19 protein-coding genes are annotated in these 20,657 nt (G+C 68.7%); 17 read left to right on the top strand and 2 right to left on the bottom strand.

Annotated features, from left to right (window positions below; all coding sequences use genetic code 11):
• Positions 1-317: 317 nt before the first annotated feature.
• A complete protein-coding gene (locus KGA65_RS08375; RefSeq protein ID WP_225862699.1) occupies positions 318-1,364 on the bottom strand; it encodes a CobW family GTP-binding protein in 1,047 nt (348 codons plus the stop codon).
• Positions 1,365-1,567: 203 nt separating this feature from the next.
• Between KGA65_RS08375 and KGA65_RS08370 the strand changes: the two genes are divergently transcribed.
• The 7 genes from KGA65_RS08370 (at position 1,568) to KGA65_RS08340 (ending at position 9,562) form a co-directional block, all read left to right on the top strand.
• Complete coding sequence (locus KGA65_RS08370) at positions 1,568-2,470, top strand: CorC family transporter (RefSeq protein ID WP_375142620.1); 903 nt, start codon at positions 1,568-1,570, stop codon at positions 2,468-2,470.
• On the top strand, positions 2,467-4,032 hold the full coding sequence (gene lnt / locus KGA65_RS08365; protein WP_225862698.1) for an apolipoprotein N-acyltransferase: 1,566 nt from the start codon (positions 2,467-2,469) through the stop codon (positions 4,030-4,032). The genes KGA65_RS08370 and lnt overlap by 4 nt, the downstream gene beginning before the upstream one ends.
• Positions 4,033-4,130: 98 nt before the next feature.
• The gene (gene glyQ / locus KGA65_RS08360) at positions 4,131-5,081 is read left to right on the top strand and encodes a glycine--tRNA ligase subunit alpha (protein ID WP_225862697.1); all 951 of its coding nucleotides are present in this window, start codon (positions 4,131-4,133) and stop codon (positions 5,079-5,081) included.
• A gap of 5 nt (positions 5,082-5,086) precedes the next feature.
• Positions 5,087-7,228, top strand: coding sequence for a glycine--tRNA ligase subunit beta (glyS, locus tag KGA65_RS08355; protein WP_225862696.1), 2,142 nt, complete (start codon positions 5,087-5,089; stop codon positions 7,226-7,228).
• Between the two features lie 4 nt (positions 7,229-7,232).
• Positions 7,233-7,856, top strand: coding sequence for a D-glycero-beta-D-manno-heptose 1,7-bisphosphate 7-phosphatase (gmhB, locus tag KGA65_RS08350; RefSeq protein ID WP_225862695.1), 624 nt, complete (start codon positions 7,233-7,235; stop codon positions 7,854-7,856).
• Between the two features lie 10 nt (positions 7,857-7,866).
• Positions 7,867-8,634, top strand: coding sequence for a lysophospholipid acyltransferase family protein (locus KGA65_RS08345; protein WP_225862694.1), 768 nt, complete (start codon positions 7,867-7,869; stop codon positions 8,632-8,634).
• Positions 8,635-8,668: 34 nt separating this feature from the next.
• Positions 8,669-9,562 carry a M48 family metallopeptidase gene (locus tag KGA65_RS08340; protein WP_225862693.1) on the top strand — a complete coding sequence of 298 codons (894 nt, stop codon included), beginning with the start codon at positions 8,669-8,671 and terminating at the stop codon, positions 9,560-9,562.
• Positions 9,563-9,755: 193 nt separating this feature from the next.
• Here the strand turns inward: KGA65_RS08340 and KGA65_RS08335 are convergent, their stop codons facing one another.
• The gene (locus tag KGA65_RS08335; protein WP_225862692.1) at positions 9,756-10,493 is read right to left on the bottom strand and encodes an aspartate/glutamate racemase family protein; all 738 of its coding nucleotides are present in this window, start codon (positions 10,491-10,493) and stop codon (positions 9,756-9,758) included.
• A 173-nt stretch (positions 10,494-10,666) separates the two neighbouring features.
• On the opposite strand from KGA65_RS08335, the gene KGA65_RS08330 reads away from it, so the two are divergent.
• From KGA65_RS08330 to KGA65_RS08285, 10 genes are all read left to right on the top strand, one after another.
• Complete coding sequence (locus KGA65_RS08330; protein ID WP_225862691.1) at positions 10,667-11,677, top strand: ABC transporter ATP-binding protein; 1,011 nt, start codon at positions 10,667-10,669, stop codon at positions 11,675-11,677.
• A gap of 56 nt (positions 11,678-11,733) precedes the next feature.
• The gene (locus KGA65_RS08325; protein ID WP_225862690.1) at positions 11,734-13,041 is read left to right on the top strand and encodes an ABC transporter substrate-binding protein; all 1,308 of its coding nucleotides are present in this window, start codon (positions 11,734-11,736) and stop codon (positions 13,039-13,041) included.
• A gap of 20 nt (positions 13,042-13,061) precedes the next feature.
• A complete protein-coding gene (locus tag KGA65_RS08320; protein WP_225862689.1) occupies positions 13,062-13,958 on the top strand; it encodes an ABC transporter permease in 897 nt (298 codons plus the stop codon).
• A gap of 3 nt (positions 13,959-13,961) precedes the next feature.
• A complete protein-coding gene (locus KGA65_RS08315; RefSeq protein WP_225862688.1) occupies positions 13,962-14,843 on the top strand; it encodes an ABC transporter permease in 882 nt (293 codons plus the stop codon).
• Between the two features lie 34 nt (positions 14,844-14,877).
• Positions 14,878-15,606 (top strand): GntR family transcriptional regulator, encoded by a 729-nt coding sequence (locus tag KGA65_RS08310; RefSeq protein ID WP_225862687.1) that lies wholly within the window; start codon positions 14,878-14,880, stop codon positions 15,604-15,606.
• An 89-nt stretch (positions 15,607-15,695) separates the two neighbouring features.
• Entirely contained in the window at positions 15,696-16,166 is a 471-nt protein-coding gene (locus tag KGA65_RS08305; protein ID WP_225862686.1) for a MerR family transcriptional regulator, read from the top strand.
• Between the two features lie 81 nt (positions 16,167-16,247).
• Positions 16,248-16,931: a carbonate dehydratase gene (gene can, locus KGA65_RS08300; protein WP_225862685.1), complete on the top strand. Its 684-nt coding sequence runs from the start codon at positions 16,248-16,250 to the stop codon at positions 16,929-16,931.
• A gap of 27 nt (positions 16,932-16,958) precedes the next feature.
• A complete protein-coding gene (gene aceK / locus KGA65_RS08295; RefSeq protein WP_225862684.1) occupies positions 16,959-18,761 on the top strand; it encodes a bifunctional isocitrate dehydrogenase kinase/phosphatase in 1,803 nt (600 codons plus the stop codon).
• A gap of 27 nt (positions 18,762-18,788) precedes the next feature.
• Positions 18,789-19,967: an acetyl-CoA C-acyltransferase gene (locus KGA65_RS08290; RefSeq protein ID WP_225862683.1), complete on the top strand. Its 1,179-nt coding sequence runs from the start codon at positions 18,789-18,791 to the stop codon at positions 19,965-19,967.
• Positions 19,968-19,981: 14 nt separating this feature from the next.
• Positions 19,982-20,653, top strand: a complete 672-nt coding sequence (locus KGA65_RS08285) for an SDR family oxidoreductase (RefSeq protein ID WP_225862682.1) — start codon at positions 19,982-19,984, stop codon at positions 20,651-20,653.
• Positions 20,654-20,657 lie beyond the last annotated feature (4 nt).

The following is a 20,657-nucleotide window of genomic DNA, read 5'->3' as shown; positions in this document are numbered from 1 at the left end:
GGGGGAAAAACGGTCGTTGAAGCTGGCCGTGGACGCCGCCGGGACGGCGGCGGGACGGGGGGCGGCCGACTTGGCGCCGGCCCCCCGCGGGGAGGGCTTCTTGGCGGTGTCGGTCTCGGGGCCTGGGCTCCGGGCCGCCGGTTTGGCCGGTGTCTTGCTCACAGTCGGTCTCCTCACCACTGCGCGAGTGAAAGGGCTTTATACCCTTGGCGAACGCGGGGGCTGTGGTGCGGCCACCACGTTCGGGCGCGCGGATTGTAGCGATCCTGGCCGGCTGTGCGGGACTTGTGCGGCCTTCGGGCCGCGCCCCCACCGGCTCAGGCTTCGCAGCCTTCCAGGCCCTGCAACAGGATTTCCTTGGGCAGGTCGATGCCGATGAACACCATCTTGCTCTCTTTCACCTCGCCCGGGGCCCACTTGGGACCGAGGTCGCTGCCCATCAGCTGGTGCACGCCCTGGAAGATCACCTTGCGGTCGCTGCCCTTCAGGCACAGCACCCCCTTGTAGCGCAGCATCTTGGGGCCGTAGACCTGCACGATCGCGCCCAGGAAGTCCTCCAGCTTGGCCGGCGCCAGCGGCTTGGTGGTGCGGAAGACGAAGGACTTCACATCGTCGTCGTGATGGTGGTGGTGCGGGTGGTCGCAGTGCTCACCATGCGCATGGTCGTGGTCATGGTGCGCATGGTCGTGATCGTGGTCATGCGCGTCTTCCTTCAGGAAGTCGGGGTCGATGTCGAGCTTGGCGTTCAGGTTGAAGCCCTTCAGGTCGAACACCTCGCCGATCGGCACCTCGCCAAAGTGCACCCGGCGCTGCGGCGCGCGCGGGTTCATGTGCTTGAGGCGGTGCGACAGGGCCTCGACGGCCTCGTCCTTCACCAGGTCGGTCTTGCTGATGAAGATCTGGTCGGCAAAGCCGACCTGGCGGCGGGCTTCCTGGCGGGTGTCGAGTTGCTCGTTGGCATGCACCGCGTCGACCAGGGTCAGGATGGAGTCGAGCTGGTAGCTCTCGGCCACCTCGTCGTCCATGAAGAAGGTCTGGGCCACGGGGCCGGGGTCGGCCAGGCCGGTGGTCTCGATCACCACCCGCTCAAAGTCCAGTTCGCCCTTGCGGCGGCGGGCCGCCAGGTCCGACAGCGTGCTGCGCAGGTCCTCGCGGATGGTGCAGCAGACGCAGCCGTTGCTCAGCTGGATGATCTGTTCCTGGGTTTCGGACACCAGGATGTCGTTGTCGATGTTCTCCGCGCCGAACTCGTTCTCGATCACGGCGATCTTCTGGCCGTGGGCCTCGTGCAGCACCCGCTTGAGCAGCGTGGTCTTGCCGGAGCCGAGAAAACCGGTGAGGATGGTGGCGGGAATGAGTGACATGGATGCAGGACTCCAGGAAAGGATGACCCGGATTGTCCCGCCCTGGGCGGTTCCGGGCGCCTTGTAAGGTTTGTCAGGGTGCCGTTGGGGGTGTTCGGCAGGTGGCGTGTGTCACCAGAAGGCCGAGCACTCTCGGCCATGCGTCACGACATGTCAAGCGAATCGAGTATTCTTGGGCCACCTCCACTGCCGGCACCCCCTTCGTGTCCGAACCTCAGCCTAGTCGACCGCCCCGAGGCGGTTCCCATCGGGGCACGCGCCCTGCGTTTCCCCATGGCGGCGACCGCCGCACCCTGTTCGAGCGGGTGATCGAGTTCATCTCGCCCGGCCCGGATTCCAAGGACGAGCTGATCGAGACGCTGGCCGAGGCCGAGCAACGCGAACTGATCGAGCCGCAGTCGCGCGCCATGCTGGAAGGCGTGCTGCGCATGGCCGATCTGGTGGCCGGCGACGTGATGGTGGCCGAGCCCCGCATGGACATGCTGGACATCGAGTCCCCGTACGACGAGGTGCTGGCCACGGTGATCGACACCGGCCATTCCCGCTTCCCGGTCACCGAGGGCGGGCGCGCCAACATCATCGGCATCCTGCTGGCCAAGGACCTGCTCAAGCTGCAGCGCTCACCGGACTTGAACCTGCGCACGCTGCTGCGCCCGCCCGTGTTCGTGCCCGAGTCCAAGGGCCTGAACGAACTGCTGCGCGATTTCCGCTCCAACCGCAACCACCTGGCCATCGTCATCGACGAATTCGGCAACACCGCCGGCCTGATCACGATCGAGGACGTGCTCGAAGAAATCGTCGGCGAGATCGAGGACGAGTTTGACGATGCCGATGCCGAGAGCGGGGTCTACACCCTGGCCGACGGCAGCTACCGCGTGGCCGGGGACGCCGAGATCGCCGAGGTCAACCAGACCCTGGCGGTGCAGTTGCCCGAGGAGGACTTCGACACCGTGGGCGGTCTGATCGCCCACGAGGTGGGCCATGTGCCGCGCCGCGGTGAGACCGTGCAGTCGCACGGCCTCGAGTTCAGCGTGATGCTGGCCCGCGGCGGCGCGGTGCGCTGGTTCAAGGTGCGCCGCCTGACGCCGGACGAGATGGTCGCGTGAGGTGGTGGCGTCGTGAGCGAGTGGGGGCCGCACCGGCCCAGCCGCGCTGGGTCTGGGCGGCGCTGCCGCTGGCCGGCGCGCTGCTGACGGCCTCCTGTGCCCCGCTGGGGGCCTGGTTCCTGCAATTCCCTGCGCTGGCCGGGCTGGCCTGGGCGGTGGGGCGGATGTCCCCCGGTCAGGCCGCGCGCGCCGGCTGGCTGTTCGGCCTGGGCTGGCTGGTTTCGGGCCTGTGGTGGCTCTACATCAGCATGCACGACTTCGGTGGGCTGGCGGCGCCGCTGGCGGCGCTGGCGGTCGTGCTGCTGGCGGCGCTGCTGTCGCTCTATCTGGCCGCCGCGATGGCGGCCGTGGCGGCTTGGCGCACCGGCCGGCCCACCGCGGACGGCCTGCTGTACGTGGGGGCCTGGCTGCTGGCGGAACTGGCCCGTGCCGCCTGGTTCACCGGCTTTCCCTGGGGGGCGCCGGGCTATGCGCACACCGATGGCCTGCTGGCGCCGCTGGCGCCCTGGATCGGCGTCTACGGGCTGACGGCGGTGGCCGCGCTGTGGGGCACGGTGCTGGCGCAGTGGTGGGGGCCGCAGCGCCCTCGGGCCCTGGCGGTGCTGGCCGTGGCGCTGCCGCTGGCGGCCGCGCTGGCCCCCTCGGACTTCACCCGCCCGACCGGCTCGCTCACCGTCAGCCTGCTGCAGCCCGATGTGCCGCAGGACATCAAGTTCGATCCCAACCGGTTGGCCGGCAACATGCTGGCGCTGCGCGCCCAGGTGCTGGCCGCGCCCGGGCAACTGGTGCTGACGCCCGAATCGGTGCTGGCGGTGCCGCAGGCCGACCTGGACCCGGCCTACTGGCAGAGCCTGATCCAGCCCTTCACCCAGGGGGAGCGGGCCGCGCTGATCGGCACCTTCCTGGGCAACGACCAGCAAGGCTACGTCAACTCCATGGTCGGCATCTCCGCGGCGGGGGTGGCGCGCGGCCAGGCCTATGCCTATGGCAAACGCCACCTGCTGCCCTTTGGCGAGTTCGTGCCGCCGGGCTTCCACTGGTTCGTGGAGATGATGCAGATCCCGCTGGGTGACCAGGCGCGGGGCCAGAGCCAAGCCGCTTTTGCGGTCGGCGGCCAGCAGGTGCGGCCGCTGATCTGCTATGAGGATCTCTTTGGCGAAGACTTCGCCGACAGCCTGGTGGGGCCGCAGGCGCCCACCGTGCTGGCCAACGCCAGCAACTTGGCCTGGTTCGGCCGCTGGATGATGCAGGACCAGCACCTGCAGTTCTCGCGCATGCGGGCGCTGGAGTTCCAGCGGCCGCTGGTGCGGGCCACCAACACCGGCGCCACCGCGGCCATCGACCACCATGGTGTGGTGCTGCGGCGTCTGCCCGCCTGGACCCCGGGCCGGCTGGATGTGACCGTGGAAGGCCGCACCGGCGACACTCCCTATGCCCGCTGGCTGGCCCGCTGGCACCTTGGGCCCTTGTGGGCGGCCGGGCTGCTGGCCGGGCTGCCGGCGCTGGTCTGGCGCCTGCTGCAACGCCGCACGGCGCGGCCCGCGGGCACCATGCAACCCTAAAATGGGCGATTCGCCTTCTCCGCGTTCCGGCCTGGCCGGAGCCCGTGGGCGCCCTGTTTTCGTCCCCTGAACGCCGGTACAACGACCGGCCTGACGTGATGCTCACCTTCCAGCAACTGATTCTTCGCCTGCAGGACTACTGGGGCAGCCAGGGCTGTGCCCTGCTGCAGCCCTATGACATGGAGGTCGGCGCCGGCACCAGCCACACCGCGACCTTCCTGCGCGCGATCGGCCCGGAGCCCTGGAAGGCCGCCTATGTGCAGCCCAGCCGCCGGCCCAAGGACGGCCGCTACGGCCAGAACCCCAACCGCCTGCAGCACTACTACCAGTTCCAGGTGGTCTTGAAGCCGGCGCCGGCCAACATCCTGGAGCTCTACCTGGGCAGCCTGGAGGCCCTGGGCTTCGACCTGAAGAAAAACGACGTGCGCTTCGTCGAGGACGACTGGGAGAACCCGACGCTGGGCGCCTGGGGCCTGGGCTGGGAGGTCTGGCTCAACGGCATGGAAGTGACCCAGTTCACCTACTTCCAGCAGGTCGGCGGCATTGACTGCAAGCCGGCCACCGGCGAGATCACCTACGGCCTGGAACGCCTGGCCATGTACCTGCAGGGCGTCGAGAACGTCTACGACCTGGCCTACACCGACGGCCTGAGCTACGGCGACGTGTTCCTGCAGAACGAGATCGAGCAGTCGACCTACAACTTCGAGCACAGCAACGTCGAGTTCCTGCTGCAGGCCTTCGGCGCGCACGAAGGCAATGCCCAGCAGCTGATCGCCGCCCAGCTGGCCCTGCCGGCCTACGAGCAGGTGCTCAAGGCCGCCCACACCTTCAACCTGCTGGATGCGCGCGGCGCGATCAGCGTGACCGAGCGGGCCGCCTACATCGGCCGCATCCGCAACCTGGCCCGCGCCGTGGCCCAGAGCTACCTGGACAGCCGGGCCCGCCTGGGCTTCCCGATGGCGCCCAAGGCCTGGGCCGACGAAGTGACCCACCACCTGGCCGAGAAGGCCGAAAAGGCCGCCCAGGCTGCTGCCAAGAAGGGGGCCTGAACACCATGACCGCACAGACGCTCCTCGTTGAACTGTTCGTCGAAGAACTGCCGCCCAAGGCGCTGAAGAAGCTGGGCGAATCCTTTGCCGGCACGCTGGCCGCCAGCCTGCAGGCCCAGGGCCTGGCCCCGGCCGATGCCGTCGTCACGCCCTTTGCCTCGCCGCGCCGCCTGGGCGTGGCCGTGGCCGGCGTGCTGTCCAAGGCCGCCGACCGCGCGGTGCAGCAAAAGCTGATGCCGGTGGCGGTGGCCCTGACCGCCGACGGCCAGCCCACGCCCGCGCTGCTCAAAAAGCTGGCCGCGCTGGGGGCCGATGCCTCGGTGCTGCCGCAGCTCAAGCGCCAGCCCGATGGCAAGGCCGAGGCCTTGTTCCTCGACAGCCTGGTGCCCGGCGTGCTGCTGCCCGAGGGCCTGCAGAAGGCCCTGGATGAAGCCATCGCCAAGCTGCCCATTCCCAAGGTCATGACCTACCAGCTGGCCGATGGCTGGAGCGACGTGAAGTTCGTCCGCCCGGCCCACCGCCTGGTGGCGCTGCATGGCGAACACGTGGTCCATGTGCAGGCCCTGGGCCTGACGGCCGGCCGCGAGACCCAGGGGCACCGCTTCGAGGCCAGCGTGCCGGTGGTGACGCTGGACCACGCCGAGCGCTATGCCCAGCAGCTGCGCGCGCAGGGTGCGGTGATCGCCGCCTTCGACGAGCGACGTGAGGAGATCCGCCGTCAGCTGGAGGCCGCCGCCGCCAAGGAAGGCCTCAAGCCCATCGACGACGAGGCGCTGCTCGACGAGGTGACCGCGCTGGTCGAGAAGCCCAATGTGCTGACCTGCCAGTTCGAGAAGGACTTTCTGGCCGTGCCGCAGGAGTGCCTGATCCTGACGATGAAGGCCAACCAGAAGTACTTCCCGCTGCTGGATGCGCAGGGCAAGCTGACCCACAAGTTCCTGATCGTCAGCAACATCCACCCGGCCGACCCGAGCGCGGTGATTGGCGGCAACGAGCGTGTGGTGCGCCCGCGCTTGGCCGACGCCAAGTTCTTCTTCGACCAAGACCGCAAGAAGACCCTGGCCAGCCGCGTGCCGGGCCTGGCCAAGGTCGTCTACCACGGCAAGCTGGGCACCCAGGCCGAGCGCAGCGAGCGCGTGCGCCAGATCGCCCACGCCATCGTCGGCCAGCTGCGCCTGGCCGTGCTGCCCTACACCGTGCTGGCCAAGGACGAGCTGGACGTGCTCGACAGCAAGGTGCAGGAGGCCGCCACGCTGGCCAAGACCGACCTGCTGACCGACATGGTCGGCGAGTTCCCCGAGCTGCAGGGCATCATGGGCGGCTACTACGCCCGCCACGAAGGCCTGCGCGATGGCGTGGCCATCGCCATCGAGGACCATTACAAGCCGCGCTTTGCCGGCGACGCGCTGCCGCGCAACCACACCGGCACCGTGCTGGCCCTGGCTGACAAGCTGGAGACCCTGGTGGGCCTGTTTGGCATCGGCCAGCTGCCCACCGGCGACAAGGACCCGTTTGCGCTGCGCCGCCATGCACTGGGCGTGATCCGTCTGCTGGTCGAGAAGAACCTGTCGCTGGAGCTGCCGGCGCTGATCGCCGCCGCCGTGCCGGTGTTCGGCAGCCTGATCCAGGATCCGAGCGAGGCGCTGCGGGCCTTCTTTGCCGACCGGCTGGCCGTCTCGCTGCGCGAGCAGGGCTACAGCGCGCAGGAAGTGGACGCGGTGCTGGCGCTGCACCCCAGCCGCCTGGGCGACGTGCCGCGCCGCCTGGAGGCCGTGCGCGCCTTCGCCGCGCTGCCCGAGGCCGATTCGCTGGCCGCGGCCAACAAGCGCGTCTCCAACATCCTGAAGAAGGTCGAGGGCGAGCTGCCCACCGCGATCGACGCTGCGCTGCTGCTGGAGCGCGCCGAACAGGCCCTGGCCGCGGCGCTGGCCGAGGTGGCGCCGAAGGCCGATGCCCGTTTCGAGGCCCACGACTACACCGGCTCGCTGCAGGCCCTGGCGGCGCTGAAGGCGCCGGTGGACGCCTTCTTCGACGGCGTGATGGTCAACGCCGAGGACCCGGCGCTGCGCGCCAACCGGCTGGCCCTGCTCAACGGCCTGCATGCGGCGATGAACCGCGTGGCCGACCTGTCGCGTCTGGCGAGCTGAGGCCATGCCGGTCGCCCCGCCCAAGCTCATCATCATCGGCCGCGACGGCATCCTGAACCTGTTCCGCGAGGACCATGTGAAGGAGCCGGAGGAGTGGGAGCCGATCCCGGGCGCGCTGGAGGCGGTGGCCCAGCTCAACCATGCCGGCTGGCATGTGGTGCTGGCCACCAACCAGTCCGGCATCGGCCGCGGTCTGGTCGACATGGCCTCGGTCAACGAGGTGCACCTGCGCCTGATGAAGATGCTGGCGGCCAAGGGCGGGCGCATCGACGCCGTGTTCTTCTGTCCCCATGCCCCAGAGGAGGCCTGCGACTGCCGCAAGCCCCAGCCGGGCATGATGTTCGACATCGCCCGCCGCTACGGCGTGGACCTGAAGCAGGTGCCGATGGTGGCCGACACCCTGCGCGACCTGCAGGCGGCCCAGGCGGCGGGTTGCCCGCCGCACCTGATCAAGACCGGCCGGGCGGCCGAAGTCACCGAGGGCGAGCGGGCCCAGTGGGTGGCCTCCGTGCCCGGCACCACGGTCCATGCGGACCTGGGGGCGTTTGCCCGCCACCTGCTGCAGCGCGATGCGGCGGCCACCAAGGCGGCGGCCCAGGCGCCTGCCCCCGATTCCCAAGGTCATTGAGGTTTTTTCCATGCAACGTCTGGGATGGGTCCTGCGTTCGGCCCTGTTCTTTCTCTGGATGGTCGTGACGGTCATCCCCTGGGGCACTTTCGTGGTGCTGGTGTCCGTCGTGCTGCGCGGCAACGCGCTGTACTGGATCTGCGCCGGCTGGCTGCGGGTGGCCCTGTGGGGGGCGCGCCTGATCTGCGGCGTGCGCTGGCGCATCATCGGCATGGAGAACGTGCCCACGGCCGCCGACGGCAACGCGGCGGTGCTGCTGGCCTCCAAGCACCAGTCCACCTGGGAGACCTTTGCCTACCCGGCACTGATGCCGCACCCGCTGTGCTACGTCTTCAAGCGCGAGCTGCTCTGGATCCCGTTCTTCGGCTGGTCGATGGCGCGCCTGGACATGATCCACATCGACCGCTCGCGCCGCACCGAGGCCTGGCACAAGGTGGCCGCACAGGGCAAGCGCTACATGGCGCGTGGCAACTGGGTCATCATGTTCCCCGAGGGCACGCGCATCCCGCGCGGTGAGCGGGGCACCTACAAGACCGGTGCCTCACGGCTGGCGATCACCACCGGGGTGCCCATCGTGCCGATCGCGGTGAACTCGGCGCGCTGCTGGCCGCGCCGCAGCTTCCTGCTGCGCCCGGGGGAGGTCACGATCTCGATCGGGCAGCCCATCGCCTCCGAAGGCCGTGCGCCCGATGAGCTGATGCGCCAAGTCGAGGACTGGATCGAGACCGAGATGCACCGCCTCGACCCCGAGGCCTATCCGCCCGTCCAGGCGGCCTGACAAGCACCGGGCGCGCGTCCTAGAATCGCCGCCCATGGCTGCCCGACGTGATGCCGCCCTGCCTGGTCAGATGTCGCTGTTCGATGTGATCGACGCGGCCTTCCCGTCGCTGGGTCAGCGGCTGCGGCCCGCGTCGCCCGCTCCCGTTCCCCCGCGCCCTGCGCTGCCGCCCGCCAGCGTCAGCCATGCCCACCCCCAGGCCGACCGTGAGATCCGGCTGGGCGATTGCCGGGTGGCCTACCGTCTGCGGCGGGCCCGGCGCAAGTCCATTGGCTTCGTCGTCAGCGCCGACGGTCTCACCGTCAGCGCGCCGCGCTGGGTGGGGCAGGGCGACATCGACCAGGCCTTGCAGGCCAAGTCCGGCTGGATCCTGCGCAAGCTGACCGAGCAACGCGAACGCCACCAGCATCTGGAAGCCGCCCGCATCGACTGGCGCGATGGCGCCCAGCTGCCCTTCCTGGGGGCCACGCTGGCACTGCGGCTCGACACCGCCGTGGTCGGGGCCCATCTGCAGCATGACCCTGCGCAGGGGGTGCCGCGCTGCCTGCGGGTCGGGCTGGCCCAGGGCGCGGCACCGACCCAGATCCGCGACGTGGTGCAGTCCTGGCTGCAGCAGGAGGCGCTGCGCCATTTCGAAGGGCGTTGTGCCCACTTTGCCGAGCGGCTGGGGGTGTCGGTGCGGCGGCTGCGCCTGAGCGCGGCCCAGACCCGCTGGGGCAGCGCCTCGGCCGATGGCTCGATCCGCCTGAACTGGCGGTTGATCCATTTCAGCCCGGCGGTGATCGACTATGTGGTGGCCCACGAACTGGCCCACCTGCGCGAGATGAACCACAGCCCGGCCTTCTGGGAGGTGGTGCGCTCGGTGATCCCCGACCTGGATGCGCGCCGCGCCGCCCTCAAGTCGCCGGTGTTGCCGCTGTTCGATTGAGCGGCGACGCTCTCGTTAAGGTTATGGATGCCTCTCGCCCGGACAGGGGATGGTCGAACGCGGCCCGTCCCGGCACAGTCGTGCCCATGCTGTCAACACGTGACTGAGAGCAATTCAGGGAAGGTCACACAGCTTGGCCGACCGGGGCAACCCGGTCGGCCTTTCTTTTTTGGGGACCCGGCGAGCCCGGTGTTCAGCGCCCGGCCGGGGAGGCCAGGCCGGCGGCCCAGCCGGCGTAGCGCTTGGGCAGCGGCGGCGCGTAGTCGCCGTGCTTGCTGGTGCCCAGGCCCAGCACATGCAGGCTGTGCGTCAGCCGCACCGCGGCGGCCACCCCGTCGATGACCGGCACTCCCAGGCGCTGCTGCAGGGTCTGGCACAGCTGGGCCATGCCGGCACAACCCAGCACGATGGCGCCACTGCGGTCCCGGGCCAGCGCCTCACGGGCGGCGTCCTCGATCTGCGGCAGGCAGGCCTGGCCGCCGTCCTCCAGGGCCAGCACCGGGATGTCGGTGCCATGCACCCCCCGGCAACGGCGCTCCAGGCCGTACTTCTGCAGCAGGTGTTCGGCGATCACGCAGGTGCGGGTCATCGTGGTCACCACCGAGAAGCCGGTGGCCACCATCGAGGCCACGTGAAAGGCCGCCTCGGCAATGCCCAGCACCGGGCCCTCGCAGACCTCGCGGGCGGCATCCAGGCCGGGATCGCCAAAGCAGGCGATCACCGCGGCGTCGACCGGCCCCGCCAGGCGCATCTGCTCGGCCACCCCGGCCGCGGCGATGGCCTCGTCAAAGAAGCCCTCGATCGAGGCGGGACCGAAGCCGGGCTGGGTGGCCACGATCTCCACCTCGGCCGGGGCGGCCGCCCGGGCGGCCTGCGCGATGTCGGCCGTCATCGTCGCCGTGGTGTTGGGGTTGATCAGAAGGAGTCTCATGTTGGTGCAAATTTGTATACAAAGCGGCGAATGGTGCACGGAATGCATCGGTGCGGTGCGTGGGAAGTGCCGCTGAAGATGTATTCAAAACAGCATCCCGTGGAGAGGCTGTTCCTGAGTGGCAATGAGCAAGAGCCGGGCCGGCTGGCACACGCATTGCATACAAAACGCCCATGAACACACGCACTGACCTCGAACTGGCGGGCCTGGTGAAGCGCTATGGCGACGCCCTGGCCGTGGCGGGCATCGACCTGAAGATCCCCGCGGGGGCGTACTGTTGTCTGCTGGGCCCCTCGGGCTGCGGCAAGACCTCGACGCTGCGCATGATTGCCGGCCACGAGGCGCCCAGCGAGGGGGGCGTGGTGCTGGGCGGGCGCGAGATCACCGACCTGTCGCCAGCCGCGCGCGGCACCGCGATGATGTTCCAGAGCTATGCCCTCTTTCCGCACCTGAGCGTGCTGGACAACGTCGCCTTCAGCGCCCAGATGAAGGGCGTGGCCAAGGCCGAGCGCCAGGCCCGCGCGATGGAACTGCTCAAGCTGGTGGCGATGGAGCCCTATGCCCAGCGCCTGCCGGCCGCCCTGTCGGGCGGGCAGCAGCAGCGCGTCGCGCTGGCCCGGGCCCTGATGACGCAGCCGCGCGTGCTGCTGCTCGACGAGCCGCTGTCGGCGCTGGACCCATTTTTGCGCATCAAGATGCGCGCCGAGCTGCAGCGCTGGCACCGCGAGCTGGGCATGACCTTCATCCACGTGACCCACTCGCAGGAAGAGGCGATGGCCCTGGCCGACCTGGTGGTGGTGATGAACCAGGGCCGCATCGAGCAGGCCGGCAGCGCCCGCGAGGTCTTCGAGCAGCCCGCCACCGAGTTCGTGGCCCGCTTCATCGGGGCCCATAACGTGATCGACACCCCGGCCGGCAAGGTGGCGGTGCGCAGCGACCGCTGTGAACTGGCCGCCGACGGCGAAGGCCTGCCAGCCGTGGTGCAGGCCATTGAATACCAGGGCGCGCAGGTCCTGGTCCACCTGCTGCCGCCGGGCGGCGGTGAGAGCGCCGAGGACGACGCGCCCTCGGCGGCCTGGGTGGTCAGCCTGAGCGATGACCGTTTCCACCGCGCGCCGGTGGCCCCCGGCCAGGCGCTGCGCCTGCGCTGGGCCCCTGAGCAGGCCTGGGCCCTGGCGGCCTGAGCCGGCTCCCGTTTCCTTCCTTTTCCTTTCTTCTCTTCATCCGCAAGGAGCATTTGATGAGCCAGAGTGAATCCACCACCGCCACCCCCGTGGCGGACGCCAGCCCGGCCGAGACCAGCCGCCGCGGCTTTCTGAAGACGGCCGCCCAGGCCGGCGTGGCCGTGGCCGGCATCACCGGCTTCCCCTACGTGCATGCGTCCGAGAAGATCACGCTGCGCTACCTGGGCACGGCGGTGAACCAGGACAAGGCGATTGCCGAGAAGTTCGAGGCCGACACCGGCATCAAGATCCAGTACATCCCGGTGACCACCGACGACGTCACCAAGCGCGCCGTCACCGCGCCCAACAGCTTCGACCTGATCGACACCGAGTACTTCTCGCTCAAGAAGATCATCCCCACCGGCAACCTGATGGGCATCGACAGCCAGCGCGTCAAGAACGCCGGCAAGATCACCTCGCTGTTCACCCAGGGCGTGGTGGCGGGCAAGAAGGTGGGCGACCAGGGCACGGCCCCTCGCAAGGTGATGTACCTGGAAGCGCCGAACGGCAAGACCTTCGCCAAGGACGCCACCCGGTTCATGACGCTGATCCCGACCACCTACAACGCCGACACGCTGGGCATCCGGCCGGACCTGATCAAGCGCCCGATCACCTCCTGGGCCGAGCTGCTGAACCCGCAGTTCAAGGGCAAGGCCGCGATCCTGAACATTCCCTCGATCGGCATCATGGATGCGGCGATGGTGGTCGAGGCCATGGGCCTGCACAAGTACCGCGACAAGGGCAACATGACCCGTCAGGAGATCGACCTGACGATCAAGACCCTGATCGACGCCAAGAAGGCGGGTCAGTTCCGCGCGCTGTGGAAGGACTTCAACGAGTCGGTCAACCTGATGGCCTCCGGCGAGGTGGTGATCCAGTCGATGTGGAGCCCGGCGGTGACGGCCGTGCGCACCAAGGGCATCGACTGCGTGTTCCAGCCGCTCAAGGAAGGCTACCGCGCCTGGGCGGCGGGCTTTGGCCTGCCGCGCACGCTCAGCGGCAAGCGCCTGGACGCGGCCTACGAGTTCATCAACTGGTTCCTGGACGGCTGGGCCGGCGCGTACCTGAACCGCCAGGGCTACTACAGCGCGGTGCTGGACACGGCCAAGGCCAAGATGGAAGCCTACGAGTGGGCCTACTGGATGGAAGGCAAGCCGGCAGCCAAGGACATCAAGAGCCCGCACGGCGACGTGCTGGCCAAGGCCGGCAGCGTGCGCGATGGCGGCAGCTACGAGCAGCGCATGGGCGCCATCGCCTGCTGGAACAGCGTCATGGACGAGAACGCGTACATGGTGCAGAAGTGGAACGAGTTCGTCGCCGCCTGAGCGACCGGGGCTGACGCATCATGATCCGGACCGCACGCACCGCTGTCACCGCCTGGCTGCAGGCCGCGCCATTGGCCGCGGTGTTCGCGGTCTTCTTCGTGATCCCGCTGGGGCTGATCGTGATGGTCAGCTTCTGGCAGGCCACCGACTATGAGCTGATCCCGGCCTTCACGGCCCAGAGCTACCTCGACGTGTTCCATGGCTGCGGTGACAGCCTGGTCACGCCGGGGCAGGATGTCTGCGTCACGCTCAAGACCTATGGCTCGACGCTCAAGTTCAGCCTCATCACCTGGGCCGTCACCGCGGTGCTGGGCTTCTCGATCGCCTACTTCCTGGCCTTCCACATCCGCAGCCAGCTGATGCAGACGGTGCTGTTCATCGTCTGCACCGTGCCCTTCTGGACCAGCAACGTCATCCGCATGATCTCGTGGGTGCCGCTGCTGGGCCGCAACGGCCTGGTCAACCAGGCCCTGCTGGGTCTGGGCTGGGTGAAAGAGCCGGTGGAGTGGCTGCTGTTTTCCGACTTCTCGGTGATCCTGGCCTTCGTGCACCTGTACACGATGTTCATGATCGTGCCGATCTTCAACTCGATGATGCGCATCGACCGCCGCCTGCTGGAGGCGGCCCGCGACAACGGCGCCAGCCCCTGGCAGACCGTCTGGCATGTGGTGCTGCCGCTGTCGCGCACCGGCCTGATCATCGGCTCCATCTTCGTGCTGGCGCTGGTGATGGGCGACTTCGTCACCGTCGGCGTGATGGGCGGCCAGCAGATCGCCTCGGTCGGCAAGATCATCCAGGTGCAGGCCAGCTACCTGCAGTTCCCGCTGGCGGCAGCCAATGCGGTGGTGCTGCTGGCGGCGGTGCTGATGATGATCGTCGCGCTGATGCGGCTGGTGAACCTGCGCAAGGAGCTTTGAACCATGGCCACCCCCCGTGTGCGTGAACCGCGTCCGGCCAGCTTCTGGCTGCTGGGCGGCGTCTTCGCGGCCTTCGTGCTGTTCCTCTACGGGCCGATGCTGGCCATCTTCGTGCTCAGCTTCCAGGGCCCGGAGGGCGGGCTGACCTTCCCGATGCGCGGCTGGTCGCTCTATTGGTTCCGGCAGCTCTGGGAAGGCATTGGCGTGGTCGACATTGGCGCCGCGCTGCGCCGCTCGCTGGCGTTGGGCGCGGTGGTGATGGTCTGCACCGTCGCGTTCTCGCTGCTGGCCGGGCTGGCCTACCGCAAGAAGCTGCCGGGTGGCACGCCGCTGTTCTATGTGGTGGTGGCCAGCCTGATCATGCCCAGCATCATCGTCTCGCTGGGCATTGGTCTGCTGTTCCGGCTGGTCGACACCGGCGCCAAGGCGGTGCTGGAGGCGCACTTCCCGGCCCTGCTGGACGCCTACACCAGCGCGCTGGGCATGTTCACTTCCGGCCTGGGGGCGCAGCTGACCTGGACATTGCCCTTTGGCCTGTTGATCATGTTCGCGGTGTTCAACCGCTTCAACCCGGCCTATGAAGAGGCGGCGCGCGACCTGGGCGCCTCGCCCTGGCAGGCCTTCCGCCACGTGGTGCTGCCGCTGATCGGCCCCAGCCTGGTGGGCGTGGGCATGTTCGGCTTCACGCTCAGCTGGGACGAGATCGCCCGCAGCTCGCAGGTGATGGGCGACTTCAACACCCTGCCGCTGGAGCTGCAGGGGCTGACCACCACCGTCACCACCCCGGTCATCTATGCGCTGGGCACCGTCACCACGGTGATCTCCTTTGCCGTGATGGGCCTGACGCTGGGGCTGGTCTGGCTCTGGCGCCGCCACCGCGGCTGAGGCCGCGTCCGCCGCCTTCGCGACAATCCGCGCCATGGTGACTTCTCCTTCCTCCCGCCCCGCCGACACGGCCACCGAGCGCGTGTACCAGGGCATCTACCAGGCCATCGTCGAGCACCGGCTGGCGCCTGGCGCGCGCCTGCGCGAGGAGGAGCTGTCCGAGAGCTTCGGCGTCTCCCGCACCGTGGTGCGCCAGGCCCTGCAGCGGCTGGCGGCCGACCATGTGATCGAGCTGGCCCACAACCGCGGTGCCCAGGTGCCGCAGCCGGATCTGGCGCATGCGGCCCAGGTCTTCGAGGCGCGCGGCCTGGTCGAGGGCGAGGTGGCGCGGCGTCTGGCCGGGCAGCTGTCGGCCGAGCAGGTGCAAAACCTGCAGCAATTGGTCGAGGCCGAGGCCGTGGCCCATGCCCGGGGCGATGCGGCGGCGGCCATCCGGCTGTCGGGCCAGTTCCACCGCACCCTGGTCGGGCTGGCGGGCAACCCGGTGTTCGTGCGCTGGCTCGACGAGATGCTGCCGACCACCTCGCTGCTGATCGCGCTCTACCAGCGGGCCGACCAGCCCGGCTGCGTCACCCACCGGCACCAGGAGCTGATCTCGGCGCTGGTGTCCGGCTCGCCCGCCCAGGCCGCTTCGGAGATGCGGCGCCATCTCAAGGAACTGGAGAAGTCGCTGATGGGCGGCCGCGGCGGCAAGGCGCCCGCCTTGCGCGACGTGTTCGCGGCCTACCGCGAGCCGCCGGGCGACGCCTCCCCCCGGCGCTGAGCGGCCTGCGGGACCGCGCCCCTGGGCAGGGCGGGCGTCTTCACGTAGACTTTCGAGTTGACGTTGACGTAAACGTCAATATCCGCGTCTTGCCCACCGCCATGCCTTCTTCGCTTCGCCCGTCCTGTTCCGAGCCGGCTGCCGCCGAAGGCGAGGCCCGTATCACGCCGGCCAGCTACACCATCACGGACCTGGCGCAGGAGTTTGCGATCACCCCGCGGGCGATCCGTTTCTACGAGGACCTGGGCCTGCTGCAGCCGCGCCGCGAGGGCCGGCACCGCATCTACAGCCACCGCGACCGCACTCGCCTGAAGCTGGTGCTGCGCGGCAAGCGCCTGGGCCTGCCGCTGCAGGACATCAAGCAGCTGGTGGAGATGTACGAGACCGGCACCGACACCCGCCCGCAGCTGGAGGCCTTTGTCCAGGTGCTGAGCGCCCACCGCCGCCAGCTGGAGCAGCAGCTCGAGGACATCCGCGTCACCCTGGCCGAGATCGACCAGCACGAGTCCCGCTGCCGCGCGCTGCTGGACGCGGCGGGTCACCCCACGGGGGCCGCTTGACGCCGACCGGGCGCCGCTGTCAGGCTGGGCAAGCGTCGCTGTTTAAACTGCCGGGCCGTTGATGCACTGCAACATAGCACCATGAACCTGCAACTGGACGAACTTTTCGAAAAGAACCGGCAATGGGCGGCGGCCACCGAGGCGCAGTCGCCGGGCTTCTTCTCCCGCCTGCTCAAGCAGCAGACGCCGCAGTACCTGTGGATCGGCTGCGCCGACAGCCGCGTGCCGGCCAATGAGCTGGTGGGCCTGCTGCCGGGCGAGCTGTTCGTGCACCGCAACGTGGCCAATGTGGTCGCCCAGTCGGACCTGAACGCGCTGTCGGTGATCCAGTTCGCGGTCGACGCGCTCAAGGTCCAGCACATCATGGTGGTGGGCCATTCGAACTGCGGCGGCGTGCGCTCCGCCGTCTTCAACCAGCGCGTGGGCCTGGTCGACAACTGGCTCAGCCATGTGCGCGACGTGCGGGACCGCCACCACCTGTTCCTGAACCAGCTGCCCAAGGAAACCCAGGTCGACGCGCTGTGCGAGCTCAATGTGCTGGAGCAGACCCGTCATGTCTGCGACACCACCTTTGTGCAGGATGCCTGGACCCGTCAGCAGAAGGTGGTGATCCACGGCTGGGTCTACGGTCTGCACAACGGCATCATCAACGACCTGCGCATGACCGTGACCGGCCCGGCCGACGTGATGCCCGCCTATGAATCGGCGCTGGCGGCGGTGAAGTCGCGTTACCTGGCCAGCATGCTGCCGGCCAGCCAGCCCTGAGCGTCCGTCGACTGGAAGAACGAACCCGTGCCGACCTTTCCCACCCAGCTCAATGACCAGCGCGCCTACGAAATGGCGCAGGCTCTGCTGGATGGGTTCAACCGCCACTACCGCCTGTTCCGCGAGAGCAGCGCCGAGTCGCAGCAGCGTTTCGAGCGGGCCGACTGGCTGGGCCAGCAGCGGGCCCAGCGCGACCGCATCGTCTTCTACGACCTGCGGGTGGGCGAGGCGGTGGAGCGGCTGCAGACCGAGTTCCAGGCTGGCACGCTGTCGATGGAGGTCTGGCACCAGGCCAAGCTGCACTACATCGGGTTGCTGATCGAGCACCACCAGCCGGAGCTGGCGGAGACCTTCTTCAACTCGGTCACCACCCACATCCTGCACCGCAGCTACTTCCACAACGACTTCATCTTCGTGCGGCCGGCGGTCTCGACCGAGTACATCGAGAACGACGAGCCCGCTGCGGCGCCGACCTACCGGGTCTACTACCCGACGCCGGACACGCTGCACGAGGCCTTTCTGCGCATCGTCCACAACTTCCAGTTGCAGCGGCCGTTCGAGGACCTGGACCGCGACGTGGCCGACGTGGTGGCCGATCTGCGTGACGTGCTGGGCGCCTTCCGGCCGCGCGCCAACTTCCAGATCCAGGTGCTCAGCTCCCTGTTCTTCCGCAACAAGGGGGCCTACGTCATCGGCAAGGTGGTCAACGGCTACCAGGAGCTGCCGTTCTCGCTGCCCATCCTCCACAACGAGGCGGGCCATGCGCTGGTGATCGACACCGCGCTGATCGGCGAGGACGACCTGCAGATGCTGTTCAGCTTCGCGCGGGCCTACTTCATGGTGGACATGGAGATCCCCAGCGCCTACGTGCAGTTCCTGCGCTCGATGATGCCGCGCAAGCCGCGCTGGGAGCTCTACAACGCGCTGGGCCTGCACAAGCAGGGCAAGAACATCTTCTACCGGGATTTTCTCTACCACCTGCGTCATTCCAGCGACCACTTCCGCATCGCCCCCGGCATCAAGGGCATGGTGATGCTGGTGTTCGACCTGCCCAGCTACCCCTTCGTGTTCAAGCTGATCAAGGACTACTACCCGCCGCAGAAGGACACCTCGCGCGAGCAGATCAAGGGCAAGTACCTGCTGGTCAAGCAGCACGACCGGGTGGGCCGCATGGCCGACACGCTGGAGTTCTCCGAGGTGGCCTTCCCGCTGGAGCGCTTCGAGGACGAACTGGTCGAGGAGATCAAGCGCTTCGCGCCCAGCCAGCTGGAGATCTCCGACCGCGACGGTGACGGCCACACCGAGCTGATCCTCAAGCACGTCTACATCGAGCGGCGCATGATCCCGCTGAACCTGTACCTGCAAGAGGCCACGCCCGAGCAGCTGGAGGCGGCCGTCATCGAGTACGGCAACGCGATCAAGGACCTGGTGGCGGCCAACATCTTCCCCGGCGACATGCTGTGGAAGAACTTCGGCGTGACCCGCCAGGGCAAGGTCGTGTTCTACGACTACGACGAGATCGAATACATCACCGACTGCCACTTCCGCCGCGTGCCCACGCCCCGCAACGAAGAGGACGAGATGTCCGGCGAGGTCTGGTATGCGGTTGGGCCCAAGGACGTGTTTCCCGAAACCTTCGGGCCCTTTCTGCTCGGAAACGAGGCGGTGCGCCGGGTGTTCCTGGCGCATCATGCGGACTTGCTCGATCCCGCCTTCTGGCAGGCCCACCAGGCCCGCATCAAGGCCGGTGACGTGCAGGACGTTTTCCCTTACGACCCAGGGCGGCGCTTCGCCGTGAGACGCTCCCTGGCCGCTCTTGGCGGCAACTGATTCACGGCAATTCCCAAGGAGACTGATATGGCCGATTCCATCGTCATCGCAAGCGCAGCCCGCACCCCCATCGGCGCCTTGCTCGGAGAATTTTCCTCGCTCGCGGCCTGGGAGCTGGGCGCGGTCGCCATCAAGGCCGCGGTGGAACGTGCCGGCGTGCCGGGCGATGCCATCGACGAAGTGCTGATGGGCAACTGCCTGATGGCCGGCCAAGGCCAGGCCCCGGCCCGCCAGGCCATGCGCAAGGCCGGCCTGCCCGACGCCACCGGCGCGGTCACGCTGAGCAAGATGTGTGGCTCGGGCATGCGCGCGATGATGTTTGCGCACGACATGCTGGCGGCCGGCTCGGCCAACGTGATGCTGGCCGGCGGCATGGAAAGCATGACCAACGCGCCGCACCTGATGTTTGCGCGCAAGGGCGTGAAGTACGGCGCCGCCACCCTGTACGACCACATGGCCATGGACGGTCTGGAAGATGCCTACCAGCGCGGCAAGGCCATGGGCGTGTTCGCCGAGCAGTGCGTGGCCAAGTACGACTTCAGCCGCGAGGCCATGGATCAGTTCGCGGTGACCTCGCTGGCCCGCGCCAAGGCCGCCAACGAGAACGGCAGCTTCGACTGGGAAATCGCCCCGGTGACGCTGGCCGGCAAGGGCGGTGACACGGTGCTCAGCAAGGACGAATCGCCCTACAAGGCCAAGCCCGAGAAGATCCCCAGCCTGAAGCCCGCCTTCACGAAGGACGGCCGCATCACCGCCGCCACCTCGTCGAGCATCTCCGACGGCGCCGCCGCCCTGGTGCTGGTGCGCGAATCCACCGCTGCCCAGATGGGCCTGACCCCGCTGGCCCGCATCACCGCCCATGCGGTGCACGCCCAGGCGCCGGAATGGTTCACCACCGCCCCGGTGGGCGCCATCCAGAAGGTGCTGGACAAGTCCGGCTGGACCGCCAACCAGGTCGACCTGTGGGAAGTCAACGAAGCCTTCGCTGCCGTGACCATGGCCGCGATGACCGAGTTCAAGCTGCCGCACGAGATCGTCAACGTGAACGGCGGCGCCTGCGCGCTGGGCCACCCGATCGGCGCCTCCGGTGCCCGCATCGTCGTCACCCTGCTGGGCGCCCTGAAGAAGCAGGGCAAGAAGCGCGGCGTCGCGGCGCTGTGCATCGGTGGCGGTGAAGCCACCGCCATGGGCATCGAGATGCTCTGAGGCGGAGCGCGCGCATGAGCTCGGCCGTGCTGGTGATCGGGGCCTCTCGGGGCATCGGGCGCGAACTGGCGCACCAGTACCTGGCCGAGGGACGGCGCGTGATCGCCACGGCCCGTGACGACGCCGGCCTGCAGGCGCTGCAGGCGGCTGGCGCGCGGGCTTTGCGGCTGGACGTGGCCAGCACCGTCAGCGTGTCCGGCCTGGCCTGGCAGCTCGACGGCGAGGCGCTGGACACGGTGCTGTTCTGCGCCGGCGTCTATGGCCCGGCCAGCAGCGGCCTGCAGACGCCCACGGCGGCCGAGTTCGACCGCGTCATGCACACCAATGTGCTGGGGCCGATGCAGGTGCTGCCGCAGCTGCTGGACGTGCTGGCGCCGCAGGCCCGGCTGGGGTTGCTGACCTCCCGCATGGGCTCGCTGGGCCTGCGCAGCAGCGCTTCGGGCTGGCTGTACCGCGCCTCCAAGGCGGCGGCCAACTCGGTGCTCAAGGACCTGTCGCTGGTGCTGGCCGGACGGGCCCTCTGCGTGGCCCTGCACCCGGGCTGGGTGCAGACGGACATGGGCGGGGCCCAGGCCGATCTGGACGTGGCCACCAGCGCCCGCGACCTGCGCGCCACGCTGGCCGGCCTCACGCCGGCCGACAACGGCCGCTTCCTGAACCACGACGGCCAGCCGCTGGCCTGGTGACAGG

Origin of the sequence: Ideonella benzenivorans (assembly GCF_020387415.1) — a bacterium.
GTDB classification, from domain to species: Bacteria; Pseudomonadota; Gammaproteobacteria; order Burkholderiales; family Burkholderiaceae_C; genus Ideonella; species Ideonella benzenivorans.
The sequence above is the reverse complement of the archived record's forward strand: the minus strand, read 5'-3'. Positions and strand labels throughout refer to the sequence as shown.

Coding starts and splice junctions, on each gene's coding strand:
- KGA65_RS08290 (WP_225862683.1), top strand. CDS start 18,789: ATGGCCGATTCCATCGTCATCGCAAGCGCAGCCCGCACCCCCATCGGC.
- can (WP_225862685.1), top strand. CDS start 16,248: ATGAACCTGCAACTGGACGAACTTTTCGAAAAGAACCGGCAATGGGCG.
- KGA65_RS08340 (WP_225862693.1), top strand. CDS start 8,669: ATGGCTGCCCGACGTGATGCCGCCCTGCCTGGTCAGATGTCGCTGTTC.
- KGA65_RS08310 (WP_225862687.1), top strand. CDS start 14,878: ATGGTGACTTCTCCTTCCTCCCGCCCCGCCGACACGGCCACCGAGCGC.
- KGA65_RS08345 (WP_225862694.1), top strand. CDS start 7,867: ATGCAACGTCTGGGATGGGTCCTGCGTTCGGCCCTGTTCTTTCTCTGG.
- KGA65_RS08315 (WP_225862688.1), top strand. CDS start 13,962: ATGGCCACCCCCCGTGTGCGTGAACCGCGTCCGGCCAGCTTCTGGCTG.
- KGA65_RS08325 (WP_225862690.1), top strand. CDS start 11,734: ATGAGCCAGAGTGAATCCACCACCGCCACCCCCGTGGCGGACGCCAGC.
- KGA65_RS08335 (WP_225862692.1), bottom strand. CDS start 10,493: ATGAGACTCCTTCTGATCAACCCCAACACCACGGCGACGATGACGGCC.
- gmhB (WP_225862695.1), top strand. CDS start 7,233: ATGCCGGTCGCCCCGCCCAAGCTCATCATCATCGGCCGCGACGGCATC.
- KGA65_RS08375 (WP_225862699.1), bottom strand. CDS start 1,364: ATGTCACTCATTCCCGCCACCATCCTCACCGGTTTTCTCGGCTCCGGC.
- glyS (WP_225862696.1), top strand. CDS start 5,087: ATGACCGCACAGACGCTCCTCGTTGAACTGTTCGTCGAAGAACTGCCG.
- KGA65_RS08330 (WP_225862691.1), top strand. CDS start 10,667: ATGAACACACGCACTGACCTCGAACTGGCGGGCCTGGTGAAGCGCTAT.
- KGA65_RS08320 (WP_225862689.1), top strand. CDS start 13,062: ATGATCCGGACCGCACGCACCGCTGTCACCGCCTGGCTGCAGGCCGCG.
- KGA65_RS08285 (WP_225862682.1), top strand. CDS start 19,982: ATGAGCTCGGCCGTGCTGGTGATCGGGGCCTCTCGGGGCATCGGGCGC.
- glyQ (WP_225862697.1), top strand. CDS start 4,131: ATGCTCACCTTCCAGCAACTGATTCTTCGCCTGCAGGACTACTGGGGC.